Origin of the sequence: Cypionkella sp. TWP1-2-1b2 (genome assembly GCF_049896245.1) — a bacterium.
In the GTDB taxonomy this organism is placed as follows: Bacteria; Pseudomonadota; Alphaproteobacteria; order Rhodobacterales; family Rhodobacteraceae; genus Cypionkella.
This window is the reverse complement of the sequence record NZ_JAFCTX010000009.1, coordinates 1-23,655: the sequence shown is the minus strand read 5'-3', so window position 1 is coordinate 23,655 and position 23,655 is coordinate 1. Positions and strand designations below refer to the sequence as shown.

The 23,655-nt window shown below is 62.1% G+C and carries 13 protein-coding genes; 8 read left to right on the top strand and 5 right to left on the bottom strand.

Features of this window, described 5'->3' with window-relative positions; genetic code table 11:
* Positions 1–91: 91 nt before the first annotated feature.
* Entirely contained in the window at positions 92–880 is a 789-nt protein-coding gene (locus tag ACP7AP_RS07750) for a peptidoglycan-binding domain-containing protein (protein ID WP_426033629.1), read from the bottom strand.
* A gap of 320 nt (positions 881–1,200) precedes the next feature.
* Between ACP7AP_RS07750 and ACP7AP_RS07745 the strand changes: the two genes are divergently transcribed.
* On the top strand, positions 1,201–1,902 hold the full coding sequence (locus ACP7AP_RS07745) for a hypothetical protein (RefSeq protein ID WP_426033628.1): 702 nt from the start codon (positions 1,201–1,203) through the stop codon (positions 1,900–1,902).
* Positions 1,903–2,019: 117 nt separating this feature from the next.
* On the opposite strand, the gene hrpB is transcribed toward ACP7AP_RS07745, so the two are convergent.
* Positions 2,020–4,446, bottom strand: coding sequence for an ATP-dependent helicase HrpB (hrpB, locus tag ACP7AP_RS07740; RefSeq protein WP_426033627.1), 2,427 nt, complete (start codon positions 4,444–4,446; stop codon positions 2,020–2,022).
* A 265-nt stretch (positions 4,447–4,711) separates the two neighbouring features.
* On the opposite strand from hrpB, the gene meaB reads away from it, so the two are divergent.
* Together meaB and ACP7AP_RS07730 are read left to right on the top strand one after the other, a co-directional pair.
* A complete protein-coding gene (meaB, locus tag ACP7AP_RS07735) occupies positions 4,712–5,686 on the top strand; it encodes a methylmalonyl Co-A mutase-associated GTPase MeaB (protein ID WP_426033626.1) in 975 nt (324 codons plus the stop codon).
* A gap of 323 nt (positions 5,687–6,009) precedes the next feature.
* Entirely contained in the window at positions 6,010–11,550 is a 5,541-nt protein-coding gene (locus ACP7AP_RS07730; protein ID WP_426033625.1) for a hypothetical protein, read from the top strand.
* Between the two features lie 154 nt (positions 11,551–11,704).
* Here ACP7AP_RS07730 and ACP7AP_RS07725 read toward each other — a convergent pair whose 3' ends face one another.
* Positions 11,705–18,967: a Hint domain-containing protein gene (locus ACP7AP_RS07725; RefSeq protein ID WP_426033624.1), complete on the bottom strand. Its 7,263-nt coding sequence runs from the start codon at positions 18,965–18,967 to the stop codon at positions 11,705–11,707.
* A 417-nt stretch (positions 18,968–19,384) separates the two neighbouring features.
* Between ACP7AP_RS07725 and rpmB the strand changes: the two genes are divergently transcribed.
* From rpmB to ACP7AP_RS07700, 5 genes are all read left to right on the top strand, one after another.
* Positions 19,385–19,672 carry a 50S ribosomal protein L28 gene (gene rpmB, locus ACP7AP_RS07720; RefSeq protein WP_054005165.1) on the top strand — a complete coding sequence of 96 codons (288 nt, stop codon included), beginning with the start codon at positions 19,385–19,387 and terminating at the stop codon, positions 19,670–19,672.
* Positions 19,673–19,802: 130 nt separating this feature from the next.
* Positions 19,803–20,150, top strand: a complete 348-nt coding sequence (locus tag ACP7AP_RS07715; RefSeq protein WP_426033623.1) for a hypothetical protein — start codon at positions 19,803–19,805, stop codon at positions 20,148–20,150.
* Positions 20,151–20,187: 37 nt separating this feature from the next.
* Positions 20,188–20,709: a copper chaperone PCu(A)C gene (locus ACP7AP_RS07710; RefSeq protein WP_426033622.1), complete on the top strand. Its 522-nt coding sequence runs from the start codon at positions 20,188–20,190 to the stop codon at positions 20,707–20,709.
* A 46-nt stretch (positions 20,710–20,755) separates the two neighbouring features.
* Positions 20,756–21,307 carry a 2OG-Fe(II) oxygenase gene (locus ACP7AP_RS07705; protein ID WP_426033621.1) on the top strand — a complete coding sequence of 184 codons (552 nt, stop codon included), beginning with the start codon at positions 20,756–20,758 and terminating at the stop codon, positions 21,305–21,307.
* A 111-nt stretch (positions 21,308–21,418) separates the two neighbouring features.
* Entirely contained in the window at positions 21,419–21,985 is a 567-nt protein-coding gene (locus ACP7AP_RS07700; RefSeq protein WP_426033620.1) for a pyridoxamine 5'-phosphate oxidase family protein, read from the top strand.
* Positions 21,986–22,123: 138 nt separating this feature from the next.
* Here ACP7AP_RS07700 and ACP7AP_RS07695 read toward each other — a convergent pair whose 3' ends face one another.
* Both ACP7AP_RS07695 and ACP7AP_RS07690 read right to left on the bottom strand, forming a co-directional pair.
* Positions 22,124–22,453, bottom strand: a complete 330-nt coding sequence (locus tag ACP7AP_RS07695) for a hypothetical protein (protein ID WP_426033619.1) — start codon at positions 22,451–22,453, stop codon at positions 22,124–22,126.
* A 151-nt stretch (positions 22,454–22,604) separates the two neighbouring features.
* Complete coding sequence (locus tag ACP7AP_RS07690; RefSeq protein WP_426033618.1) at positions 22,605–23,492, bottom strand: hypothetical protein; 888 nt, start codon at positions 23,490–23,492, stop codon at positions 22,605–22,607.
* Between the last annotated feature and the right edge of the window lie 163 nt (positions 23,493–23,655).

Genomic DNA, 23,655 nt, shown 5'->3' with positions numbered 1-23,655 from the left:
TTAAGACGCACTGCAGCCCGTCAAACCCGCCCCGGGCCCGCGCCGGGGCCTAAAGCGTTTGAAAGCAACGCCGCGCGCGGGCGAGCGGCCATCAACCCCCCGACTGCCGCCGCAGCAGCCGCAGCTGATCGGCGGTCAGATAGCCGCTCGCCCGTTGGTTCTCATCGCGCTGCCAAGCAGCCATTGCCCGCCGCGAATTCGCGCCCAGATCGCCATCGACGCCATAGGTGTTATACCCCAGCGCGGTCAGCCGCCGCTGCACCTCGCGCCGCTCATCCTGCGTAAGCCCCAGCAGGCGTTCTTCCAACACATCGTCTCCCACAGAAGGCTCCGTCGGCGTCGGACCAACGCTGCCCCCAGACTGCTCGGCGAGCAAATTCACCTGCCTCGCCGTCACATAGCCCGTCGCCGTCAGCTTGTTCTTCTTCTGCCACTGGCTGATCGCGCCGCGAGTCTTCGACCCCCACAGCCCATCCGCCACCCCGGTCGGATAGCCGACCGCTGAAAGCTGCTTCTGAATCAAAACCCGCTGCGCCCGGCTTAAGCCCAGCGAGGCCTCAACCTGCGCCGCAGACGCCCCCGCAGGCGGATTGCCCGGCAGCGGCGTGGTCGGAAAGGGCTCAACCGTAGCCCCCAACTTCACCAAAGCCCTCTTGGCATTAACCCGATAAATCCCCTTCGGATACTGCGCCAGATAGCTGCGATACCCCTGCACGGTGTTCAATCTTTGCGCCTCCAGATAGGCCCGCTTGTCGACCTCCTGCGCGATCAAAGACTGCGCAATGCCCGAGACCACATCACCCAAATCCGTCTGCGCCTGCACCGGAGCCGCCCCTGCAAGGCTCGCCACCAGCACCATCGGCAAAACAACATTCCGCATGATCATCACCCTTTCGCTCAGAAGGCCGCTGAGGCCCCCGCTCATCGCAAAGACAACCCGCGAGACGCCAAACGGTTGCAAATAGATTTGCGCGGCAGCGGCGACGCCGATCCCGCAGTCACGAAAGCGGTGCCTCCGAGTTCACCAGCCCCAACCCGGTTCATCCTCTCTGCTCAAATATCCCCGCCGGAGGCTCTTACCGATAACAACAAGCGCAACGTCCGAACCCCCGTCCCGGACAAAAATGAAACGCTCCAGTGGAGCGCTTCTCGTCCGTTGCACCGGATGCCAAATCTAAGTGTGCTTTCTAGGCTCAACGGATGATAAGTGCCAAAGTCGTCGACGGTAGTGTTGTGGGGATGCAAACAGTGATCAGTCGATTGCTCCAGCTTTGTGTTTGCATAACCGTTCTTGCGTCACCACTCGTCGCGCAGACGGTAGAACTGTCGACGCGCGTTTTTTGGCTGGGCGAACGGCCCGCCACCATGGAAAGTGACACGCCTTTCATCGCCGTGCGAGAGATTGACTGGATCGAAGCCATACTGAGTACCGATCCCATCCTCCAAGATGCGGTGGTTCATATAGAACTTACCTTTCAGTCGGGGGCAGATTTTGTCGCGGCATCTTATAAAGGCGAAGTGCTGCTTGGACCAGATCGCTTGCCATCGAAGTTCAATCTTTCAGACTACCGAATTTATGGCTCTCCGGTGGTTACAGCAAAGAGTTTTACTTACGTCCCCTTTGATCCGGCGGCGGGCTTCAGGGTTAGATGCAGCCAAAGGGATGATGTCGAACACATTTTGCTCTGCGTTGTTTGTGCAACCTACCCACCCGACGATCGCATCCGCCTTACGGCCGCACTATACTTCCCGCCCGATCCGGCTGACGCGCCTAGCTATTTCCGACAAGTCGCCGAACGTATGCGCGAGGTCGCCTATTGCCTCGATGTAACGGATGAACGCCCCAAAGCTCTCGCCGCTCCGCCAAAACTCTCCGGCTGCCGACCGAAGCCGACGTCTTAGGCGCAAAGCACACCCGGCTATCTCTCTTCCCCCCAATCCTTAACACCCCCTTAACGCCGCCATGTAACCCATTGAAATCACACAACGCACAAGCCGGTCCCAACGCGGGACCGCCCCTCAAGTCCCCCGAGGCTTGGCCCGCAAGGTCGGTTCCGCAACCGTCGGGTCCTCCGGCCAGGGATGCCGCGGATACTGCCCCCGCATATCCTTCCTCACGTCGGCATAGGATGATTTCCAGAACCCCGGCAGATCCATCGTCACCTGTATCGTCTTCTGCCCCGGCGAGGTCAAAACCACCCGCAGCGGCTGCTGGCTCAAACCCACCACCGGATGCACCACAACCCCAAACATCTCCTGCAAGCGCACCTCAATCCCCGGCACCGCGCCGTCATAATCAATCGGCACCCGCCGCCCTAAAGGCGTCTCAAACGCCCCCGGCACCAGTTTATCCAAGTTGGCCACCTGCTGCCACGACAGCCGCGCCTTCAACGCCTCGGTCAAATCAAACCCACGCAAATCCGCCTCCGTCCGCACCCCCGTAAGATGCGGCAGCAACCAATCCTCCGCAGAATCCAGCAAGCCCTGATCGCTGAAATCCGGCCACGCATCCCCACTGCCCCGCGCCAGTTCCACCCGAGCCCGCAACCGCCGCGCCGCAGCCGTGAAATGCAACCCATTCAGCCGCATCCCCTCCAACGCCGCCCGCGCCACCGCCTCTGCAGGCGCATCCCAATGCAGATCCGCCAGCACCAGCGCCCCGAAACACTCCTGTCGCCGCGCCAGCACCCGGCCTTCCCGCTTCGACCAAAAGCACACCTCGTGCCATTCAATCTTCGCCCCGAAAACCGCCCGCAACTCTGCCTCACTGATGCTCACCGCCTGCCGCACCCCGGCCTCGCGCGCATCGCCGTCCAAATCCGTCGCCACGATCAACCGCGCCCCGGCCAGCGGCACGCCAGCCGCCATCACCGCCCCCTTGCCGCCCGACAGCACCCAGCGCGGAGCATCCCCCTTGCGCCGCAACCCCACCCGATCCGGGTAAGCCAGCGCCGCCATCTGCGCCAAGCTATAGCCCGCATCCGGCCCTGCAGCGGCCCGCGCCAACCGCCGCGCCTCCAGCTTCACCCGCTCCACCACCGGGCGCAAAACCGGCCAAGGATGCGCAGCCTCGAACCGCCGCAGATCCGTCACCGCCGCCACCCGCAAGGCCAAATCTGGCGGTGCCCCCTTCAGCACATCCCGCTCGCCCAACACCGCCGCCAACACCGCTGCCTCCGGCCCCGCCACCGCCAACATATGCGCGAGCCGTGGATGCAACGGCAGCGCCGCCAGCACCCGGCCATGCGGCGTGATACGCCCACCCGACAGCGCCCCCAACCCCTCCAACAGCGACCGTGCCTCGGCCATCGCCCCGACATTCGGTGCTGTCAGAAACCCGACATCACCGCCCCACAACGCCAGCTCCAACGCCAGCCCGGTCAAATCCGCCGCCTCAATCTCTGCCGGAGGATAGGCCGCAAGCCCGCCTTCCTCACCGCGAGTCCAATACCGATAGCACACCCCCGCAGCCACCCGCCCCGCTCGCCCGCGCCGTTGCTCCGCCTCCGCCTTGGTCACCCGCTCGGTCACCAACCGCGACATGCCAGAATTCGGATCAAACCGCGCCCGCCGCGCCCGCCCGCCATCCACAACCACCCGAATGTCGGGGATGGTCAGCGAGGTTTCGGCAATCGAGGTTGCCAAAACCACCTTGCGACCCACCGCTGGCCCCAAAGCTGCCCGTTGCGCCGCAAACTCCATCGCGCCAAACAGGGTGCGCACCTCACACCCCGGCAAGCCCGCCAGCATCGCCTCAACCCGCCGGATTTCCCCCTCACCCGGCAGAAACACCAACACCCCGCCCGTCGTTTCCTCCACCGCCTGCCGCACCAAACCCGCCACCCCGGCCTCAAACCGCAGCGAGGCATCAGGGCTCCGCCCCAGCCACCGCGTCTCCACCGGGTAAGCCCGCCCCATCGAGGTCACCACCGGGGCATCGCCCATCAGCGCCGCCACCGGACCCGCATCCAACGTCGCCGACATCACCAGCAGAACCAGATCGTCCCGCAGCGCCCCGCGAATTTCCAACGCCAAAGCCAACCCCAGATCGGCACTCAAACTGCGCTCATGAAACTCGTCAAAGATCAGCGCGCCTACCCCCGTAAGCCCCGGATCGCTCTGGATCATCCGGGTCAAAATCCCTTCCGTCACCACCTCAATCCGGGTGCTGCGCGAAACCTTCGCCTCGCCCCGAATCCGATACCCCACCACTCCACCAACAGCCTCCCCCAAGGTGTCCGCCATCCGCTCCGCCGCCGCCCGCGCCGCCAAACGCCGAGGCTCCAGCATGACGATCCGCCCGGTGATCTCCCCCGAGGCTAGCAAATCCAACGGCACCAGCGTGGTCTTGCCCGCCCCCGGTGGCGCCTGCAAAACCACCATGCCGCGCGCCGCAATCGCGGCCCGCACTTCCCCCAACACATCTTCTATCGGCAATCTGATCATAAGACCTTATCCCGCAACCGCTTCGGCTTTGCCAGCAGGCGGCAAAAAAGAATGAGTATTTAGCAAAGAGCAATTCCCTTGCAGTTGCTCTTTTTGAAATACTCCCGCCGGAGGCTTCCAACAGTGCCGCAACAGCCACGCAGCAAACTCATACCGCGGCAGCGCGGCCGAGTGGCCCCTCGATGGGGCCCGAGGTCGCCGCTGTTTCAAGGTCAGGCTGGCAAAACCCAACGCCATCGGGCACACCGAGGCAAAGGGAGTCGCCATGGATATTGCCCAACTCGTCCCCAGCCTGCAAGCCGGCGACCGTCGCAGTCTGGCCCGCGCCATCACGCTGGTCGAAAGCGCGCGCGCCGATCATCGCGCGCAGGCGTTGGAACTGCTGCAAGCCTTGGGAACCACCAAACAGGCCCTGCGCATCGGGCTTTCAGGTACGCCGGGTGTCGGTAAATCGACCTTCATTGAAAGCTTTGGGCTGATGCTGACCGGGCAGGGCCGCCGGGTGGCTGTGCTTGCCGTTGATCCCTCGTCGGCCCGCTCGGGCGGGTCGATCCTCGGCGACAAAACCCGAATGGAACACCTTGCCCGCGACCCGCTCGCCTTCATCCGGCCCTCGCCCAGCCAAGCCCAGATGGGTGGCGTGGCGCGGCGCACCCGCGAGGCTGTCGCGCTCTGCGAAGCCGCTGGCTTTGACATCATCCTGATCGAAACCGTCGGCGTCGGCCAATCCGAAACCGTGGTGGCGGAACTCTGCGATCTGTTCATCCTGCTGTTGGCCCCCGCGGGGGGCGATGAATTACAGGGTGTCAAGCGCGGCATCATGGAGATGGCCGATCTGATCTTGGTGAACAAAGCCGATGGCGATCTGAAGCCCGCCGCGATGCGGACCTGCGCTGATTATGCAGGGGCTTTGCGGCTGCTGCGCAAACGCCCGCAAGACCCGGTCGGTTATCCCAAAGCGATGACCGTCTCGGCGCTGGAACAGGCTGGGCTGGCAACGGCTTGGGCCGAGATGCAGGTTCTGGCCGACTGGCGGCGCGCGCAGGGCCATTGGGCTGTGCGGCGCGGCCAGCAGGCGCAGCATTGGTTCAAAGAGGAATTGCGGCGTGGCTTGCTCGCGGTGCTCGAGCAAGAGCCGATCAAGGGCATCGTCGCGGCACAGGGTCGTGCCGTCGCAGAAGGCCACTGCACGCCTGAGGCCGCCGCAACTCAGATTCTGGCCTTGCTGCACCGCAACTGATCGCCAAGCATTGATCAACCAGCACAAGGCATCCCGGCGCGGTTTGATTCGCGCCCAAATGCGCTTAACGATCATCGCATGGGCAAAATGCGGCAGTCCGGCGGGGTTGAGCCACGGCAGTCTCCAACCATAATACAACGATTTCAATAAATTATAGACCATCAGGCCGCGCCCGCTGTGCCAGAAGTTGCCGCGCTTTTGCTGCAATTCGCGGCTTTTGCGGAAATTTCCGTCCAATTTTGGCCCGAAGTCTCACTTATCTCTTGATGCAATCACCCTTTGCCCCCGGCTGCCCGGCGGCCCTGAACCTTGGAGCATTAACAATGGCGACTTTTACCGGCGGAACTGGAAATGACACTGTCACGGCAACGGCGGGTGCAATCAATGACACGCTGACCGGTCTTGCGGGCAACGACACCCTGATCGGCCTCGGCGGCGCCGATTTGCTGGATGGCGGCACGGGCAATGACGTGGCGGATTACACGGCCAGCACTGCGGCGGTGAACGCCAACCTGACCACGCTGACGGGCACGGGCGGCGATGCGCAGGGCGACACCTACATCAGCATCGAATATCTCACTGGCTCGGCCTTTGGTGACACGCTGACCGGGGATACCGGGGCCAACATCCTGATCGGCGCTGCGGGCAACGACAGCCTGTACGGCGGCGCGGGGGCAGACAGCCTTTATGGCGGTGCCGACAACGACCTGATCGCAGGTGGTCTTGGGGCTGATGTGATGGACGGCGGTGCGGGCACCTCGGATACCGTCGACTACACCGCTTCGGTTGCAGCCGTCACCGTCAGCCTGCTCGCCAACACCGCCACTGGTGGCGATGCTGTGGGCGATACCATCACCGGCTTTGAAAACGTCGCCGGCTCGGCGTTTGATGATGCTTTGACTGGCGATGCCAATGCCAACATTCTGACCGGCAACGCTGGCAACGACCAGTTGTTCGGCGGCGCGGGCAATGACAGCCTGTATGGCGGTGCCGACAACGACCTGATCGCAGGTGGCGTCGGCAATGACGTGATGGACGGTGGCGCGGGTACTTCGGATACCGTCGATTACACCGCTTCGGTTGCCGCAGTGACCGTCAGCTTGCTCGCCAATACTGCCACGGGCGGCGATGCCACGGGCGACACCATCGTGAACTTTGAAAACGTCAATGGCTCGGCCTTCGCTGATGTACTGACCGGCGATGCCAATGCCAACATTCTGACCGGTCTTGCGGGCAACGACAGCCTTTATGGCGGTGTCGGGGCCGACAGCCTGTATGGCGGTGCCGACAACGACCTGATCGCGGGCGGCGCGGGCGCAGACGTGATGGACGGTGGCGCAGGCATCTCGGATACGCTGGATTATTCGGCTTCGGCGCTGGTAACCGTCAGCCTGCTCGCCAACACTGCCACTGGTGGCGATGCCACGGGCGACACCATCACTGGCTTTGAAAACGTCAACGGCTCGGCGTTTGATGATGCCCTGACGGGCGATACCAATGCCAACGTGCTGACCGGCAACGCCGGCAACGACCAGTTGTTCGGCGGCGCGGGCAATGACAGCCTATATGGCGGTGCCGACAACGACCTGATCGCGGGCGGCGTCGGCAATGACGTGATGGACGGCGGCGCGGGCATCTCGGACAGCGTGGATTACAGCGCCTCGGTGGCGGCTGTCACTGTCAGCCTGACCGCCAACACCGCCACGGGTGGCGACGCTACGGGCGACACCATCGTGAACTTTGAGAACGTCAACGGCTCGGCCTTTGACGATGCATTGACCGGCGACGCCAACGTCAACATCCTGACGGGCAACGCAGGCAACGACACGCTGTCGGGTGCGGCTGGCAACGACAGCCTTTATGGCGGTCTGGGCAGTGATGTGCTGCTGGGCGGTATCGGCAACGACCGCATTGATGGCGGCGCAGATGTTGATACCGTCAGCTATGCCGCGGCCACCGCAGCGGTCAGCGTCAACCTGACCACGGGTCTGGCGACGGGCGGCGACGGCGCGGATACGCTGGTCGCAATCGAAAACGTCATCGGCTCCAACTTCATCGACACCATCGTCGGCAATACCGCCGACAACATCATCTCGGGCGGTGCGCTGAACGACAGCCTTGATGGCGGCGCGGGCAATGACACCGTCGATTACGCGACCTCGGCGGTGGCGGTCACCGTCAACCTGTTCAACGGTGTGAACACCGGCGGCGATGCCGAAGGCGACATTCTTGCCAACTTTGAGAACATCCGTGGCTCGGTGGGCGCTGATAGCCTGACCGGCGACAACAACGCCAACATCCTGATCGGTGGCGCAGGCGCGGATACGCTGGACGGCGGCGCGGGTGTGGATACCGTTGATTATTCTGCCTCGTCGGCGGCTGTGACCGTTTCGGTGGTGTCGGGTTCGACCGGCTCGGGCGGCGATGCGCAAGGCGACCGGCTGTTCGGCATCCAGAACCTGATCGGCTCGGCCTTTGCCGATGCTTTGACGGGCGACGCTTTCGTCAACGTGCTGACGGGCGGGGCTGGCAATGACACGCTGGACGGTGGTGGCGAGAATGACACCATGACCGGCGGCGCGGGCGATGACAGCTATGTTGTCGGCTCGTCGGCTGAAGTGATCACCGAGAACGCCAGCGAGGGCAACGATCTGGTCTCGTCCTCGGTTGATTTCATCCTTGGCGCGAATATCGAGCGTTTGACCCTGACCGGGTCACTGGATGTGAACGGCACCGGCAACGCGCTGGACAACATCCTGATCGGTAACAGCGGCGACAGCAGCCCCGGCACCATGGGCAAGAACATCCTGCGCGGCTTGGCTGGCAACGACACCATCTTCGGTATGGATGGCGGCGATGTGCTGGACGGCAGCACCGGCAATGACAGCCTGATCGGCGGTAAGGGCAGCGACGTCTACCAGGTAGACAGCTTGAATGACGTGCTGGTTGAACTGGCCACCGAGGGCACCGACACGGTTCAAACCACGATCAACTGGACCTTGGCTACCAACTTTGAAAACCTGTTGCTGGACGATACCGCCAACCTCAGCGGCACCGGCAACACCGTCGCCAACCTGATCATCGGCAACGCGGGCAACAACCTGCTGTCTGGGATGGAGGGCAACGACATCCTGATCGGCAATGCGGGCAATGATACGCTGAACGGCGGCACCGGGTCGGACGACCTGACGGGCGGCACTGGCAATGATTATTACTACGTTGACGGCGCGGGTGATGAGATTATCGAACTTGATCTGGGCGGCACCGATACGATGGAAAGCTCGGCCACCATCACGATGGACCGCTGGGTTGAAAACCTGATCCTGTCGGGCACGGCCAATATCAACGCCACCGGCAACGTTTCGGACAACGTCATGAACGGCAATACCGGCAACAACTACATGACCGGCGGCAACGGCAACGACACCCTCTATGGTAACGCGGGCAATGACACGCTCGATGGCGGCATCGGCAATGACTCTGTGGTGGGCGGCGCAGGCGACGACACCTACACCATCAACGCCACCACGGATGTGGTCTTCGAGTTGACTGGTGAAGGCAACGATACCGTCATCACCGGGGCAGACTGGACGATGTCCGACAACATCGAGAACTTGGTGCAAAATGGCGGGGCCGGCATCAACGCCATCGGCAACGCGGCTGCCAACACCATCGCCGGCAACGGCGGGCAGAACGTGTTGCAAGGTCTCGCGGGCAATGACACCATCAACGGTGGTGCAGGTGGCGATACTTTGGACGGTGGCGTTGGCAATGACAGCCTGATCGGCGGCGTTGGCAACGATTTGTTCATTCTCGACAACACCAATGATGTGATGCTGGAGAACTTCGATGAAGGCATCGACACGGTGCAAACCACGTTCAGCTACACGCTGCTCAACAACTTCGAAAACCTGACCCTACTGGGCACCACGGGCCTGACGGGCACGGGCAACGCTGCGAACAACGTATTGAACGGCACCAGCGGGGCCAACCTGCTGTCGGGTCTGGCGGGCAATGACGCGCTGAACGGCGGCGCGGGCAATGACACGCTGGATGGCGGCGTGGGCAATGACTCGCTGACGGGCGGCGATGGCGATGATCGCTACATCATTGACAGCATTACCGACAAAACCGTTGAAATCAGCACGGGCGGCATCGATACGGTGGACGCGACCGTAAACTGGACGCTGCTGTCCTATACCGAGAACCTGAACCTGTTTGGCGGCGCAGACCTTGAAGGCCACGGTAACAGCCTCAACAACATCATCATCGGCAACAGCGGCAACAACCTGCTGTCCGGCGAGTCAGGCAATGACAGCGTCTATGGCGGCGCGGGCAACGATACGCTGGACGGCGGTGCCACCGGGGCCAGCGGCAATGACGCGCTTTATGGTGGGGCAGGCGATGATCTCTACTTTGTCGGCTCGCTGAACGACAGCATCACAGAGGCCGCAAGCAGTGGCACAGATACCGTCAGCAGCACAGTTGACTGGACGCTGTCCGCCAACATTGAGAATCTGGTTTTGACCGGCTCGTCGGGTCTGAAGGGCATTGGCAACGCCGGGGCCAACGTGATCACGGGCAACAGCGGCGCCAACACCTTGGGCGGCGCAGGCGGCAATGATACGCTGGACGGCGACTTGGGGGCGGACACGCTGAACGGCGGCACGGGCAATGACTCGATGATCGGTGGCTTCGGCAACGATACTTACTATGTCGACTCCCTGAACGATGTGGTGGTCGAGCAGGCTCAAGCTGGTGCCGATCTGGTGTTCTCTTCGGTCAGCTACACCCTTGCCGACACGCTGGAAAACCTGACGTTGAACGGCGCGGCGGCGATCAACGGCACCGGCAACCTGAACGCCAACGTGATGATCGGCAACACCAATGACAACCTTTTGTCGGGCATGGCGGGCAATGACAGCATCACTGCATATGCAGGCAATGACACGCTGGATGGCGGCATGGGCAACGATACCATGGTGGGCGGTCTGGGCAATGACACCTATATCGTCGAAAGCGCCAACGACACGGTCACTGAACTGAGCAACCAAGGCACCGATACAGTCTATGCTTCGGTCAGCTATGCCATCCTGTCTCCGGTGGAAAACCTGACGCTGACCGGCATTGACCACATCAATGCCACCGGCAACTCCTCGGCCAACATTCTGCTCGGCAACGCGGGCAACAACCAGCTGTCGGCCGGCACCGGCAACGATACGCTGGACGGTGGCGCGGGCAATGACACGCTGGACGGTGGTGGCGGTGCCGACAGCATGTCGGGCGGCTTGGGCAATGACAGCTACACCGTCGACAACATCGGCGATGTCGTCACCGAAGGCATCACGGCTGGCACCGATCTGGTCCGTTCCTCGGTGAGCCATGTGCTGGGCGCGAATTTTGAAAACCTGACCCTGACGGGCAGTTTCGGGGTGAACGGCACCGGCAACGAGCTGAACAACGTGCTGACGGGCAACTCGGGCAAAAACGTGCTGAACGGCATGGCCGGGGCTGACACGCTGGCGGGTGGCGATGGCGCGGATGTGCTGATTGGCGGCACCGGGGCGGATCACTTCGTGTTCACCTCGGCCTCGACCTCTCAGGCGTCGATCTCGGACTTCAACGCCTTGGACGGCGGTTTGGCCGAGGGCGATCTGTTGCAGTTCGTCGGACTGCTGACCGGAACCTTCGCCTATGTCGGCGATGTGGCCTTCTCGGGCGGCAACGACAACACCGAAGCCCGCTTCATCGCTGGCGCGCTGCAACTGGACTTCGACGGCAGCGGGGCCACCGATCTGACCATCCGGCTCACTGGGCTGACCGACGCGACCCAGATTTCGGGCGGTGATTTCCTGTTCACCTGATCGGGAAGACAATTCAAAACCTTGGGGCTGGCCGATTTGTCGGCTGGCCCTTTGGGCATTTCTGATCTGATTTGACGATCAGCAACGCCATTCAAAACAAAACGCCGCAAACCCCTCGGCTTGCGGCGTTTACTTTCGTAGGGTTTGGTCGGGTTCAGGCCGCCAGCAACACCCTTGCCTCAAAGGATTTCAGCGTCGGGCGTGCTGCCTCGAAGCGGGCGAGTTGGCCTGCGTCCGCCAATTCGGGGAAGATTTTGTATATCTCATCGCGCTGCCCGGCATCCATCCCACCCATGGTGCGATCGCCGGGTTGGAAACTTTCGCTCCATGCGCCATCGGCCAAGATCACCTCGTGGCGGTCAAACAGGATGTGCAGATAGGTCACGGCCTCAACCTCGGCCACCGAGACACCGGGCAAGCTCAGCAGATGCTGCGCGCGCACCAAAACCTCATCGCTGCCAAACAGCAATTCGGCGCGCGGCCCGCTGATCAGCATGCGGTGCTGGCGCGACACCATCATATCGGCTTCCGGCAAGCCACGCCCCAAGGCCCCGGCTTTGATCAGGATCGGCCGCAAGCTTTCATCGGCGCGCAATTCTTCCCGCGTGATCCGGCGCGAGCCGATCCAGCGGATTTCCTGAATGCCGTTGTCGCGCGTCGCCACCAGATCGCCGACCCGCAACGCCTCAACCGCCACCTCGCCCGCCGGGGTCGTAATCTTTGTTCCCGCAGTGAAGCACGACACGATGCTCTCTATATTGGTGAAGGTCAGCGTGCCGATCAGATGGCCGGTGGTGTCGTAGAAGTTCACCACCCCGTTCAGATGGTTCAACGGATCACGGATGATCTTGAACGGCGCTTGCCCGGTCAGATCCAGCACATCCCAGTCGGTGCCACTGGTGCCACCATCGACGATATCGCCCGCGCCTGCATAGATCGTATCGGCACCAAAGCCACCAACCAACGTATCCGAGCCCGCGCCGCCATAGATAAGATCGCCGCCTGCACCGCCGTAAACCAGATCACTGCCGTCACCGCCCGTCAGGGTGTCATTGCCGGTGCCGCCATCCAGCACATCATTGCCAAGCCCGCCGTCCAACGCGTCATTGCCAATGCCGCCATACAGCAGATCATTGCCCGCGCCACCGTCCAGGCTGTCATTGCCATCGCCACCTTGCAGCGTGTCATTGCCCAAGCCGCCGGACAGGCTGTCATTGCCTGTGCCGCCATCGACGCTGTCATTGCCATCGCCGCCCGAGACCACATCGTTGCCAGCACCACCATAAACCTGATCGTCGCCGATGCCGCCATCGCTGGCGTCATTGCCATCGCCGCCATAGACGAGGTCATTGCCACTGCCTCCGGTGACCACATCGTTGCCAGCACCACCAAACAGCTGATCATCGCCCGCGCCGCCGTCGGCGGTATCATCGCCGTCGCCACCATCGACGCTGTCATTGCCGTCGCCGCCGCTTACAACATCATTGCCCGCGCCGCCGAACACCTGATCGTTGCCCGCGCCGCCGTCGGCGGTATCATCGCCGTCACCCCCATCGACGCTGTCATTGCCGTCGCCGCCGCTTACAACATCATTGCCCGCGCCGCCGAATACCTGATCGTCGCCCGTGCCGCCATCGACGCTGTCATTGCCGTTACCGCCATAAACGCTGTCATTGCCTGCACCACCGCCGACGGTGTCATTGCCGAGATCACCGTAAACCGTATCGTTGCCATTGCCACCATCGACAGAGTCATTGCCATCACCGCCGTAGACCGCGTCATTGCCCGCACCGCCGCCGACGGTGTCATTGCCCAGATCGCCGTAAACCGTGTCGTCGCTCAGGCCCCCATCGGCGCTGTCGTTGCCATCACCCGCGTAAAGCGTGTCATTGCCTGCGCCGCCCAGCAGGGTGTCGTTGCCCGCGTCGCCGAACACGCTGTCATTGCCGTCGCCACCGTCGACCAGATCATTGCCATCGCCGCCGTAAACCAGATCGTTGCCGGTGCCGCCGTAAACCGCATCATTGCCCGCACCTCCCAGCACGGTGTCATTGCCGAGATCGCCATAGACGGTATCGTTGCCATCGCCGCCGTCGACACTGTCATTGCCGTCGCCGCCATAAACCTGATCGTTGCCCAGACCGCCGAACACCTGATCGTCGCCCGCGCCACCCAATACGGTGTCATTGCCAAGATCGCCATAAACCGTATCCGCGCCGTCGCCGCCATCGACAACATCGTTGCCATCGCCGCCGTAAACCAGATCGTTGCCGATGCCGCCGTCCAGCGTGTCATTGCCCAGCCCGCCAGAAACCAGATCATTGCCCGCACCGCCAAAAGCCGAATCGTCGCCGGTGCCGCCATCGACGCTGTCATTGCCATCGCCGCCGTAGACCGCATCATTGCCCGCACCGCCAAAAACGGTGTCGTTGCCTGCATCGCCGGAAACGCTGTCATTGCCATCGCCGCCATCGACAACATCGTTGCCATCACCGCCATAGCCAGAGTCGTCGCCGATGCCGCCGTCCAGCGTGTCATTGCCCAGACCGCCAGAAACCAGATCATTGCCCGCACCGCCAAAAGCCGAATCGTCGCCGGTGCCGCCATCGACGCTGTCATTGCCGTCCCCGCCGTAGACCGCGTCATTGCCCGCGCCGCCAAGAACGGAGTCGTTGCCCGCATCACCATAAACGCTGTCATTGCCATCGCCGCCATCGACAGAGTCGCCGCCGTCACCGCCGTAGACCGAGTCATTGCCTGCTCCGCCCAGCACGGTGTCATTGCCGAGATCGCCGTAAACCGTATCCGCGCCGTCGCCGCCATCGACGCTGTCGTTGCCATCGCCGCCGTAAACGCTGTCATTGCCAATGCCACCGTAAGCGGAATCGTTGCCCAGCCCGCCAGAAACCACATCATTGCCCGCATCGCCGGACACACTGTCGTTGCCGTCGCCGCCATCGACCGAGTCGTTGCCATCGCCACCGGAAACGCTGTCATTGCCGATCCCGCCCAGCACGGTGTCGTTGCCCGCATCGCCAGAGACTACATCGTCGCCCGCGCCGCCATCGGTGGTATCATCGCCGGTGCCACCGGACACCGAGTCATTGCCCGCCCCGCCAGAAACCAGATCGTTGCCCGCATCGCCGGATATGCTGTCATTGCCGTCGCCGCCATCGACCGAGTCATTGCCGTCGCCGCCGGAAACGCTGTCATTTCCGATTCCGCCGCCGACGCTGTCATTGCCGAGATCACCGTAAGTGGTGTCATCGCCGTCACCACCATCGACCGAGTCATTGCCATCGCCGCCATAGGCCAGATCATTGCCAGCCCCGCCGCTGACCAAATCCTCGCCGGCATCGCCATAGACGCTGTCGTTGCCGTCGCCGCCATCGGCGGTGTCGTTGCCCAGACCGCCATAGACCAGATCATTGCCGGTCTCGCCGTAAGAGCTGTCGTTGCCGTCTCCGGCATAGATCTGATCGTTGCCCGTGCCGCCATAGCCCGCATCGTCGCCGGTGCCGCCATAGACGCTGTCATTGTCCGACCCGCCATAGAGGATGTCGTTGTTGCCCTTGCCATCAAGATAATCATCGCCGCCACCGCCAAAGAAGATGTTGGTGTAGACGTCGCCCGACAGGCCCTGATCGTCAAAGCCAATGATGGTGTCGTTAAAGGCCGAGCCGATCACCCCATCGGTGCCGGTCAGCTGATCACCCTGCGCATCGCCGTAAAGCGCTGTCCAGGTGCTCAGGTTGATCGACACCGCCGCGTTGCTCGCGGAATAGTCGATATAGTCCATCCCGGCGCCGCCGTTCAGCACATCGGCGCCCGCGCCCCCCGCCAGCGTGTCATCGCCATCGCCGCCATACAGGCTGTCGATGCCCGCACCGCCCGACAGATAGTTCGCCCCCGCATTGCCCGTCAAAACGTCCGCATAGGCCGAACCGATCAGGTTCTCAATCGCCACCAGCGTATCGCCCGCCGCATCGCCGCCGGTGTTCGCGCCACCGTTCAGGTTGACATTCACCGCCGCGGTTGAGGCCGAATAATCGGCGGTATCAATACCCGCGCCGCCGTCCAGACTGTCATTGCCCGCGCCACCAAACAACGTGTCATTGCCGGTGCCGCCATACAGGCTGTCGATGCCCGCAGCACCATAGAGCAGATCGTTACCATCCGCGCCCGTCAGCGCATTCGCCGCCGCATCCCCGGTCAACGTGTCGTTGTAGGCCGAGCCGATCAGGTTCTCAAACCCGCTTAAAACATCGCCCTGCGCATCGCCACCCGTCCCTGTGCCCGAGGTCAGCGAAACCGCCACCGCAGCACCCGAGCTGGAATAATCCGCCGTATCGGTGCCAGTGCCACCAATCAGAGTATCCGCGCCCGCACCGCCCGCGATCATGTCATTGCCCGCGCCACCGTCCAGCAGGTTGGCAGCCGCATCCCCGGTCAGACTGTCCGCAGCCCCCGAGCCGGTGATGTTTTCGATGCTGACCAGCGTATCGCCCGCCGCATCGCCGCCGTTTAACACGCCGGTGGCAAGGTTCAGCGTGATACCGGTGGTCGAGGTCGAATAGTCGGCAGTATCAATCCCCGCGCCGCCTTCAAGCAAATCGCCGCCAGCCCCACCGATCAGCGTATCGTTGCCGTCGCCGCCATACAGGCTGTCAACGCCAGCAGCACCGTTCAGGCTGTCGTTGCCAAGCCCGCCATACAAAGCGTTGGCATTGCCGTCGCCGGTCAGCGTGTCGTTAAAGGCCGAGCCGAGCAGGTTCTCGATGTTAACCAGCACATCACCGTTGGCCTCGCCCGCCGTACCAGTGCCTGTGGTCAGGCTGACTGCAACCGCCGCCGCCGCCGCCGAATAATCGGCGGTATCAATGCCGCTGCCGCCGTCCAGACTGTCATTGCCCAGACCGCCCACCAGCGTGTCATTATCCGCGCCGCCGTAAAGCGAGTCGTTGCCCGCCCCGCCATCCAGCGTATCAGCCCCCGCAGCACCATAAAACGCATTGGCCGCCGCATCACCGATGATCACATCTGCCAGACCCGAGCCGATGACGACCTCGACCCCAACCAGAGTATCGCCGGCCGCATCGCCGCCAGTATTCACACCCGTGGCAAGGTTGATCGTCACCCCCGCACCCGAAGCGGTATAATCCACCACATCGGCGGTGCCAGTGCCACCGTCCAGCAGATCAGCCCCGCCGCCGCCCACCAGCGTGTCATTCCCCGCGCCACCGAACAAAGTGTTCGCGCCCGCATCCCCGGTCAGGCTGTCGTTAAAGGCCGAGCCGATCACCACCTCGATGCTGCTCAGCGTGTCGCCCGCCGCATCGCTGCCCAAGTTCACGTTGGTGGCAAGGTTGATGGTGACGCCCGCACCGACAGACGCATAATCCGCCGTATCAATGCCAAGCCCGCCGTCCATCACGTCAGACCCGGCACCGCCAATCAGCGTGTCATTACCGTCGCCGCCATACAGGCTGTCGTTACCCGAACCACCGCTCAGGCTGTCATTGCCCGCAGCGCCATACAAAATGTTAGCATTGCCGTCACCGGTCAGAGTATCGTTGAATGCGCCGCCTGCAAGGTTCTCAATCGTGTTGAACGTATCGCCAGCCGCATCGCCCGCCGTGCCAGTATTGGTGGCCAAACTTGCCGCCACCCCTGCGCCCGCCGTGCTGTAATCCGCCGTATCAACGCCCGATCCACCAAACAGTGAATCCGACCCCGCGCCGCCAATCAGCGTGTCGTTGTCATTGCCACCATAAAGCGTGTCATTCGCAGCGCCGCCATCCAGCAGGTCAGCCCCTGCCGCACCATATAAAAAGTTCGCAGCACTCGATCCGGTGATTGAATCGGCATAACCCGAGCCGATCACATCCTCGATATTGACCAGAATATCGCCCTGCGCATCGCCGCCCGCGCCTGAGCCCGTGGTCAGATTGACGTTTATTGCAGCAGTTGAGGCGGAATAATCCACATCATCGGCACCTGCCCCACCATCCAGCAGATCAGCACCCGCGCCGCCAATCAGTATGTCGTTGTCATTGCCACCATACAGGTTGTCATCGCCCGCGCCGCCTGACAGCGTATCAACGCCAACCCCGCCATAAAGCGCGTTGGTGTTGCCATCGCCGGTCAAACTATCCGCCTGACCCGAGCCGATCAGATTTTCGATGCCCACCAGCGTATCGCCGCCCGCATCGCCGCCAGCGCCCAGACCGGTGGCCAAGCTGACTTGCACCGCATTGGTCGAAGCCGAGTAATCGGCAGTATCGTCGCCCGCGCCACCATCCAACAGATCGCTGCCAGTGCCGCCAATCAGCGTGTCATTGCCAAGCCCACCATAAAGGCTGTCTGTTCCCGCAGCCCCATTCAGGCTGTCGTTGCCCGCAGCACCATACAAAACGTTGGCATTGCCGTCGCCGACCAGAGTGTCGTCAAACCCCGAACCCGCAAGGTTCTCGATATTGGTAAAGGTATCGCCTGCAGCCTCGCCTGCCGTGCCAGTGTTGCTGGTCAGGCTGGCTGCAACCCCAGCTGTCGCGGCTGAATAATCGGCGGTATCGGTGCCAGAGCCGCCGTCGATCAGGTCATTGCCCAGACCGCCCACCAGCACGTCATTGTCGTTGCCGCCATACAGGCTGTCATTGCCCGCGCCGCCGAACAGACTGTCCGCTCCCGCCGCGCCGTAAAGCATATTGGCCGCAGTTGATCCGGCGATGGTATCGGCAAAGCCGGTGCCGATCACATCCTCGATGCTGACCAGCACATCGCCCTGCGCATCACCGCCGAGGCCCGTGCCCGCCGCCAGATCAATGTTAACCGCTGCAGCTGAGGCGGAATAATCCACATCATCCGCACCCGCGCCACCATCCAGCAGATCAGCACCCGCGCCACCAATCAGCGTGTCGTTGTCATTGCCGCCGTAAAGGCTGTCATTGCCCGCGCCACCAGACAGACTATCCGCACCCGCAGCACCATAAAGAATGTTGTCGCCGCCGTCTCCGGTCAGTTTGTCGGCATAGGTCGAGCCGACAATATTCTCGATGCCCGTTAGCGTGTCGCCCGCTGCATCGCCACCCGAACCCACACCTGTCGCCAGCGAGACCGTGACTGCCGAGCCTGAGTTGGAATAATCTGCGTTATCAATGCCCGCGCCGCCGTCGAGCAAGTCAGACCCGGCATTGCCGATCAGCGTGTCATTGCCATCGCCGCCGTAAAGCTTGTCAGCAACCGACAGCAGCAGATCATTGCCGCCATAGATCAGGTCATTGCCATCGCCGCCATACAGCGTGTCAGCGCTGCTGCCGCCATCAAGGGTGTCGTCGCCGCCAGACCCGGTGATGGTATCCGACAGAATCGATCCAAGCAGGGAATCATTCCCTGCGGTTCCGGTAATATTTGCCACTGCGCTGCTCTGCTCGTTTGTCCGGATCTTGCGCCCGGATCTATTTGCGCTCCAATTATGGCAAATTGCTGGGGATTATGTCTGAAATTGGGCGGATTCCACGAATTTTTTCAGAGGGTTGTGGTAATTCGGTGACGGGCGCGCAAAACCTGTACCCAAGGCTTGCCGCAACAGCCTCCAAACGCCGCACGGCAGGTGATAAAGCCTTGTCCTCCCACCATAATCCGCGCACACATTTCCCCATATGCAGCGCTGCCGCCCGGCATTTCCAATGGCTTTTCTTGGCCATCGCGCTTGACGCCGCCGCAGAATCCCCTTACACGCCCCAAATCAAATTCAGGTGCCGTCCGCTTTTGGAGGTGCCTCTCCGTCTTAAGTTGCCCTCACGGGCACAGTAAACTGACAAGGAAGATGACCATGTCTCGCGTCTGCGAACTCTCTGGCAAAGGCCCGATGTCTGGCAACACTGTCAGCCACGCCAACAACAAATCCCGTCGTCGCTTCCTGCCGAACCTCAATCAGGTGACGCTGATCTCGGACGTGCTGGGCAAATCTTTCTCGCTGAAGATCTCGGCTGCGGCTTTGCGCACCGTCGATCACCGTGGCGGTCTGGACGCGTTCATGGCGAAAGCCAAGGACGAAGATCTGTCGCTCGACGCGCTGAAGATCAAAAAAGAGATCGCCAAGGCTCAGGCCGCCGCCTGATTGCCTTTGGCTTGATGTCACAGGGCCTCGCTTGGAAACAGGCGGGGCCTTTTGGCTTTTAGCGGCGGGGCAGGGGGCGCTGACAAACTGTCGCCTTCCCCCGCAGCATCACCTGCGCTAAACCCCGAATATGATCCGCCATCTGCTCTCGCTTCTGCTCGCCCTGACGCTTGCGACCACCTCGGTCCACGCGGCGGTGCTGCATGCCGAAATGCAGGGTGCGGTGCAGATGGAAATCTGCGCCGACACCAGCGGCGGCGGCGTGGCGATCATCACCCTAGACGCCACCGGAAAACCGATCCCCACCGCACACCGCTGCCCCGATTGCACCGCAGCCATCGCGGCATTGCTGCCAATTCCCCCACAAATCGCCGCAGCCCCCACCCAAAGCCGCAGCGCCCGCCCCTCCCACACGCGCGAAACCCTCACCTCCGCACCGCCAAACCAATCCGCCCGCGACCCGCCTGCCTTTGCCTGATCCCACCTTCCCTAAGATCAACAGCAAAGGAAAATCCATGCGCCTTCAAAGTCTTATCGCCGCAGTCCTCCTGTGTGCAGCACCCATCTTTGCCGCCCCCGCCTTTGCCCACCAAGGTGTCCATATCGAAAATCCCTATGCCCGCACCAGCGGCGGCATCGGCGGCACAGGCGGCATATTCTTGGAAATCATGAACCACGCCGACACCGATGACCGACTGATCGGCGTCGCCTCTGACGTGGCCGAGCGGGTCGAGATGCACACCAGCACCGCCTCCGAAGGCGGCGTGATGAGCATGTCTGCCGTCCCCGAAGGCTTCCCGGTGGCCGCCCTGCAAAGCCACGCCCTGAAACGCGGCGGTGATCACATCATGCTGATGGGCCTGCATCAGAAACTGAAAAACGGCGATGTGATCCACCTGACCCTGACCTTCGAGAAGGCAGGCGAGGTCAAGGTCGATGTCCCCGTCGACAACGCCCGCAAACCAGACGCGGCAACAGCGCCAATGGCGGACATGCCCGGCATGGACCACGGCACGATGGAAGCCCCCGCCAACTAAACCAAAACGGCGGGGCCGCCAAAAGCCCCGCCCGAAAAGGCCAAACATGACCCCGCATATCTCGCAGCCAGACGCGCTTTCCCCGGATGAATGTGACCGCCTGATCACCCTGATCGCAGCGCATCACCTGAAAGACGCAGGCCTTGTCGGCGGCACCACCGCCCACAGCATTCGACGGGCCGAGATCGCGTGGCTCGATGACATCGCCGAAGCCGCATGGGTGCTCGACCGCATGATCAGCCTCACCGCGCAAGCCAATCGCGAAGCCTTCCAGTTTGATCTGACAGATTTCGGCGAAAGCCCGCAAGTCGCCCGCTACACCGCCGAACGGGAAGGCCATTTCGACTGGCACAGCGATATCGGTGCAGGCAACTGGGCCGCCAAACGCAAACTCACCATCGTCGTGCAACTCAGCGATCCCACCACCTACGAAGGCGGCACGCTGGAACTGCGCCCAGACAGCAATATCACCCAAGCCCCCCGCACCCGTGGCACCGCCACCATCTTCCCCAGCTTCACCCTGCACCGCGTCACACCGTTGACTTCCGGCACCCGCTGGTCACTGACCCTATGGTCGCACGGCCCTGCTTTCCGTTAACCAAACTCTGCCCTACCCATTTCACATTGGTGATAAATACTCCCGCCGGAGGCTCCCCAAGCCAGCCTGAGAAGCCTCCGGCGGGAGTATTTCAAAAAGAGCAAATACAAGATGACCGATCCCAAAGCCCCCTCTGACCGCAGCCGCGCCCGCCGCATGCATGAAAAAGCCGCCTACGACCGCGCGCCCATCGACGCGATCCTTGATGCAATGCCCGTCGCCCATGTCGGTTACGTCAAAGACGGCGCCCCCATCGTCATCCCCACCCTGCAATGGCGCATCGGCGATCACATCTATTGGCACGGCTCCAGCGCCAGCCGCACCCAGCGCACCGCGAAAGATGCGCAGGTCTGCGTCACCGTCACCCTGACCGACGCCATGGTTCTGGCCCGCTCTGGCCTGGAGCATTCGGTGAACTTCCGCGCGGTGATGGTGTTTGGCGAAGCCCGCGCCGTGACGGGTGCCGCCGAGAAAGCCGAGGCTTTGCGCGCGATGATGGAGCAGATGTTCCCCGGCCGCTGGGATCAGTTGCGCCCGATGACCACACGAGAGCTGAAAGCCACCGCGATCCTGACCCTGCCGCTGAGCGAGGCTTCGGCGAAAATCGGCACGGGAATGCCCACCGATCCGCCAGAGGATATGAACACCCCGGTTTGGGCTGGCGTGCTACCGATCTAACTGAGCATGGGCCAGCCTATCCCCGATCCGAACCTAAGCCCTAACATCGACATACCTGCCCATGTCAAAACCTATCAATTCGGTCGGAAGGGCGGGTTCACCCCGCCATCCGCTCAAGCCTGACGAGGCGCGCTAAAATCACCCGCCGCAATAGGCCTGCGCCTGTGCGCCGAACGCTTTATAGCGCTCCCAAAACGCATCATCGCTGTTGGTTTTCGACATCCAGACCTTATGCGCCTTCTCGGGGTCTTTGAAGAACGCCACCGCGCGGCGCTGATCGCCGCCCTTCAGCGTCATATCGGCAACCTGCTGGATACAGGCACACAACTGCCGATTGGCCGCCTTGCGCTCGGACCTATTGCAGGCGTTCTCAATCGGCCCGGCACTGGCAAAACTGCTCATTACCGGAAGCGCCACGCCCAGACTTAACACGGTCAGACTGACCGCCCACAGGATAGATTTTTTCATCGCTCTGCCTCTGCCCGCCCACGACCGGGTTGCCCTCAGTCGCGGATCATTATCTGGAATCAGTATGGGAGCAAGCGCGGGATTTTTCAAGATGCGTGACAGACGGACAAAATGCCATCGCACCTCTTGGCTGTCGTGCATCAGATCGACGTTACAGAACGCCCAAGAGCTTCAGGCCCAATCGAACAAGGGCTATGAGCAATGTCCCCAAGCTTCCAACAGTAAGGCCCAGCTTTGCTGACTTGTGAACATGGCTGTCGTGCCATTTTGCCCCGGTGTCCAGTAGTTTGACCGCGAGAGGAGCCATCTGCGCAACTCTGCCAAAAATGCGGGTGGCCTCATCTGCCCCCGGCAAACGTGGCGCGAAATCCGTTGGCGGTCCCATCGCATCATTGATCAACGCAGGAATATCCGCAGCAAAGTCTTCGGCCAGCATGCCCTCGCTGATTGCCACCAGTATCGGTTGCGCCTCGGCCAACAGCACTTTGTCCACCGGGGCCATTTCGCGCCACGCCTGTTGTGCCAGCACCAGCCGGTTTTCCGCCACATCAGGATGCGTCGCACGGATGCCGCGCACCCCGTCTTCAACCGCTTCCAGCAGGGCGAGATTATCCTCGCTCTGCGGCAAATCCTGCGTTTCAAACTGCCGCCGCAAGCCAACCGCAACCGAGGTGAAATCCATCTCAATCCGCTGCGGATCATTGCCATAGCGCTCCACAGCCCGCGACAAAACCCGCACCTCACGCGCGCGTTCATTCAAGCCATTGTCGCCTTGCACCGCATCATTCACCGCATCGCGCACCCGCGACAGCAAAGCCCCCATCAAGGGCAGGTTTTGAACCGTGATTGGCACAGCGCGGAAATTACCCGTTTCCGGGTTGATCTCGACAGTTTCGGCAAGAGGCAGCTTTTCAGCGAGGTAGGCGGCTTTGATGTCTTCGATTTTGGCGGCGATATGGGCAGGGCCGAGCAGCCAGTTTTCGCTTGATAGATTTGCAATCCGTCGATGCAGTTCGAAATCAAACCCCTTGCCTAACACTAAAGCCGCATAAAAATCATCCCAGAAACTCCATTCGCTCCCAGAAGGCTTATCCCTTTTAGTCCGGTCGGCCTACATGTTGACGCGGCGCAGAACCTCGCGTCTGCGGCTTTAGAGGCGACCCGGATCAGTTTTGATCGCTATGCTGAGTTATGGGTGGCGG

Coding starts and splice junctions, on each gene's coding strand:
- ACP7AP_RS07710 (WP_426033622.1), top strand. CDS start 20,188: ATGCGCCTTCAAAGTCTTATCGCCGCAGTCCTCCTGTGTGCAGCACCC.
- meaB (WP_426033626.1), top strand. CDS start 4,712: ATGGATATTGCCCAACTCGTCCCCAGCCTGCAAGCCGGCGACCGTCGC.
- hrpB (WP_426033627.1), bottom strand. CDS start 4,446: ATGATCAGATTGCCGATAGAAGATGTGTTGGGGGAAGTGCGGGCCGCG.
- ACP7AP_RS07745 (WP_426033628.1), top strand. CDS start 1,201: ATGATAAGTGCCAAAGTCGTCGACGGTAGTGTTGTGGGGATGCAAACA.
- ACP7AP_RS07695 (WP_426033619.1), bottom strand. CDS start 22,453: ATGAAAAAATCTATCCTGTGGGCGGTCAGTCTGACCGTGTTAAGTCTG.
- rpmB (WP_054005165.1), top strand. CDS start 19,385: ATGTCTCGCGTCTGCGAACTCTCTGGCAAAGGCCCGATGTCTGGCAAC.
- ACP7AP_RS07730 (WP_426033625.1), top strand. CDS start 6,010: ATGGCGACTTTTACCGGCGGAACTGGAAATGACACTGTCACGGCAACG.
- ACP7AP_RS07715 (WP_426033623.1), top strand. CDS start 19,803: ATGATCCGCCATCTGCTCTCGCTTCTGCTCGCCCTGACGCTTGCGACC.
- ACP7AP_RS07705 (WP_426033621.1), top strand. CDS start 20,756: ATGACCCCGCATATCTCGCAGCCAGACGCGCTTTCCCCGGATGAATGT.
- ACP7AP_RS07750 (WP_426033629.1), bottom strand. CDS start 880: ATGCGGAATGTTGTTTTGCCGATGGTGCTGGTGGCGAGCCTTGCAGGG.
- ACP7AP_RS07700 (WP_426033620.1), top strand. CDS start 21,419: ATGACCGATCCCAAAGCCCCCTCTGACCGCAGCCGCGCCCGCCGCATG.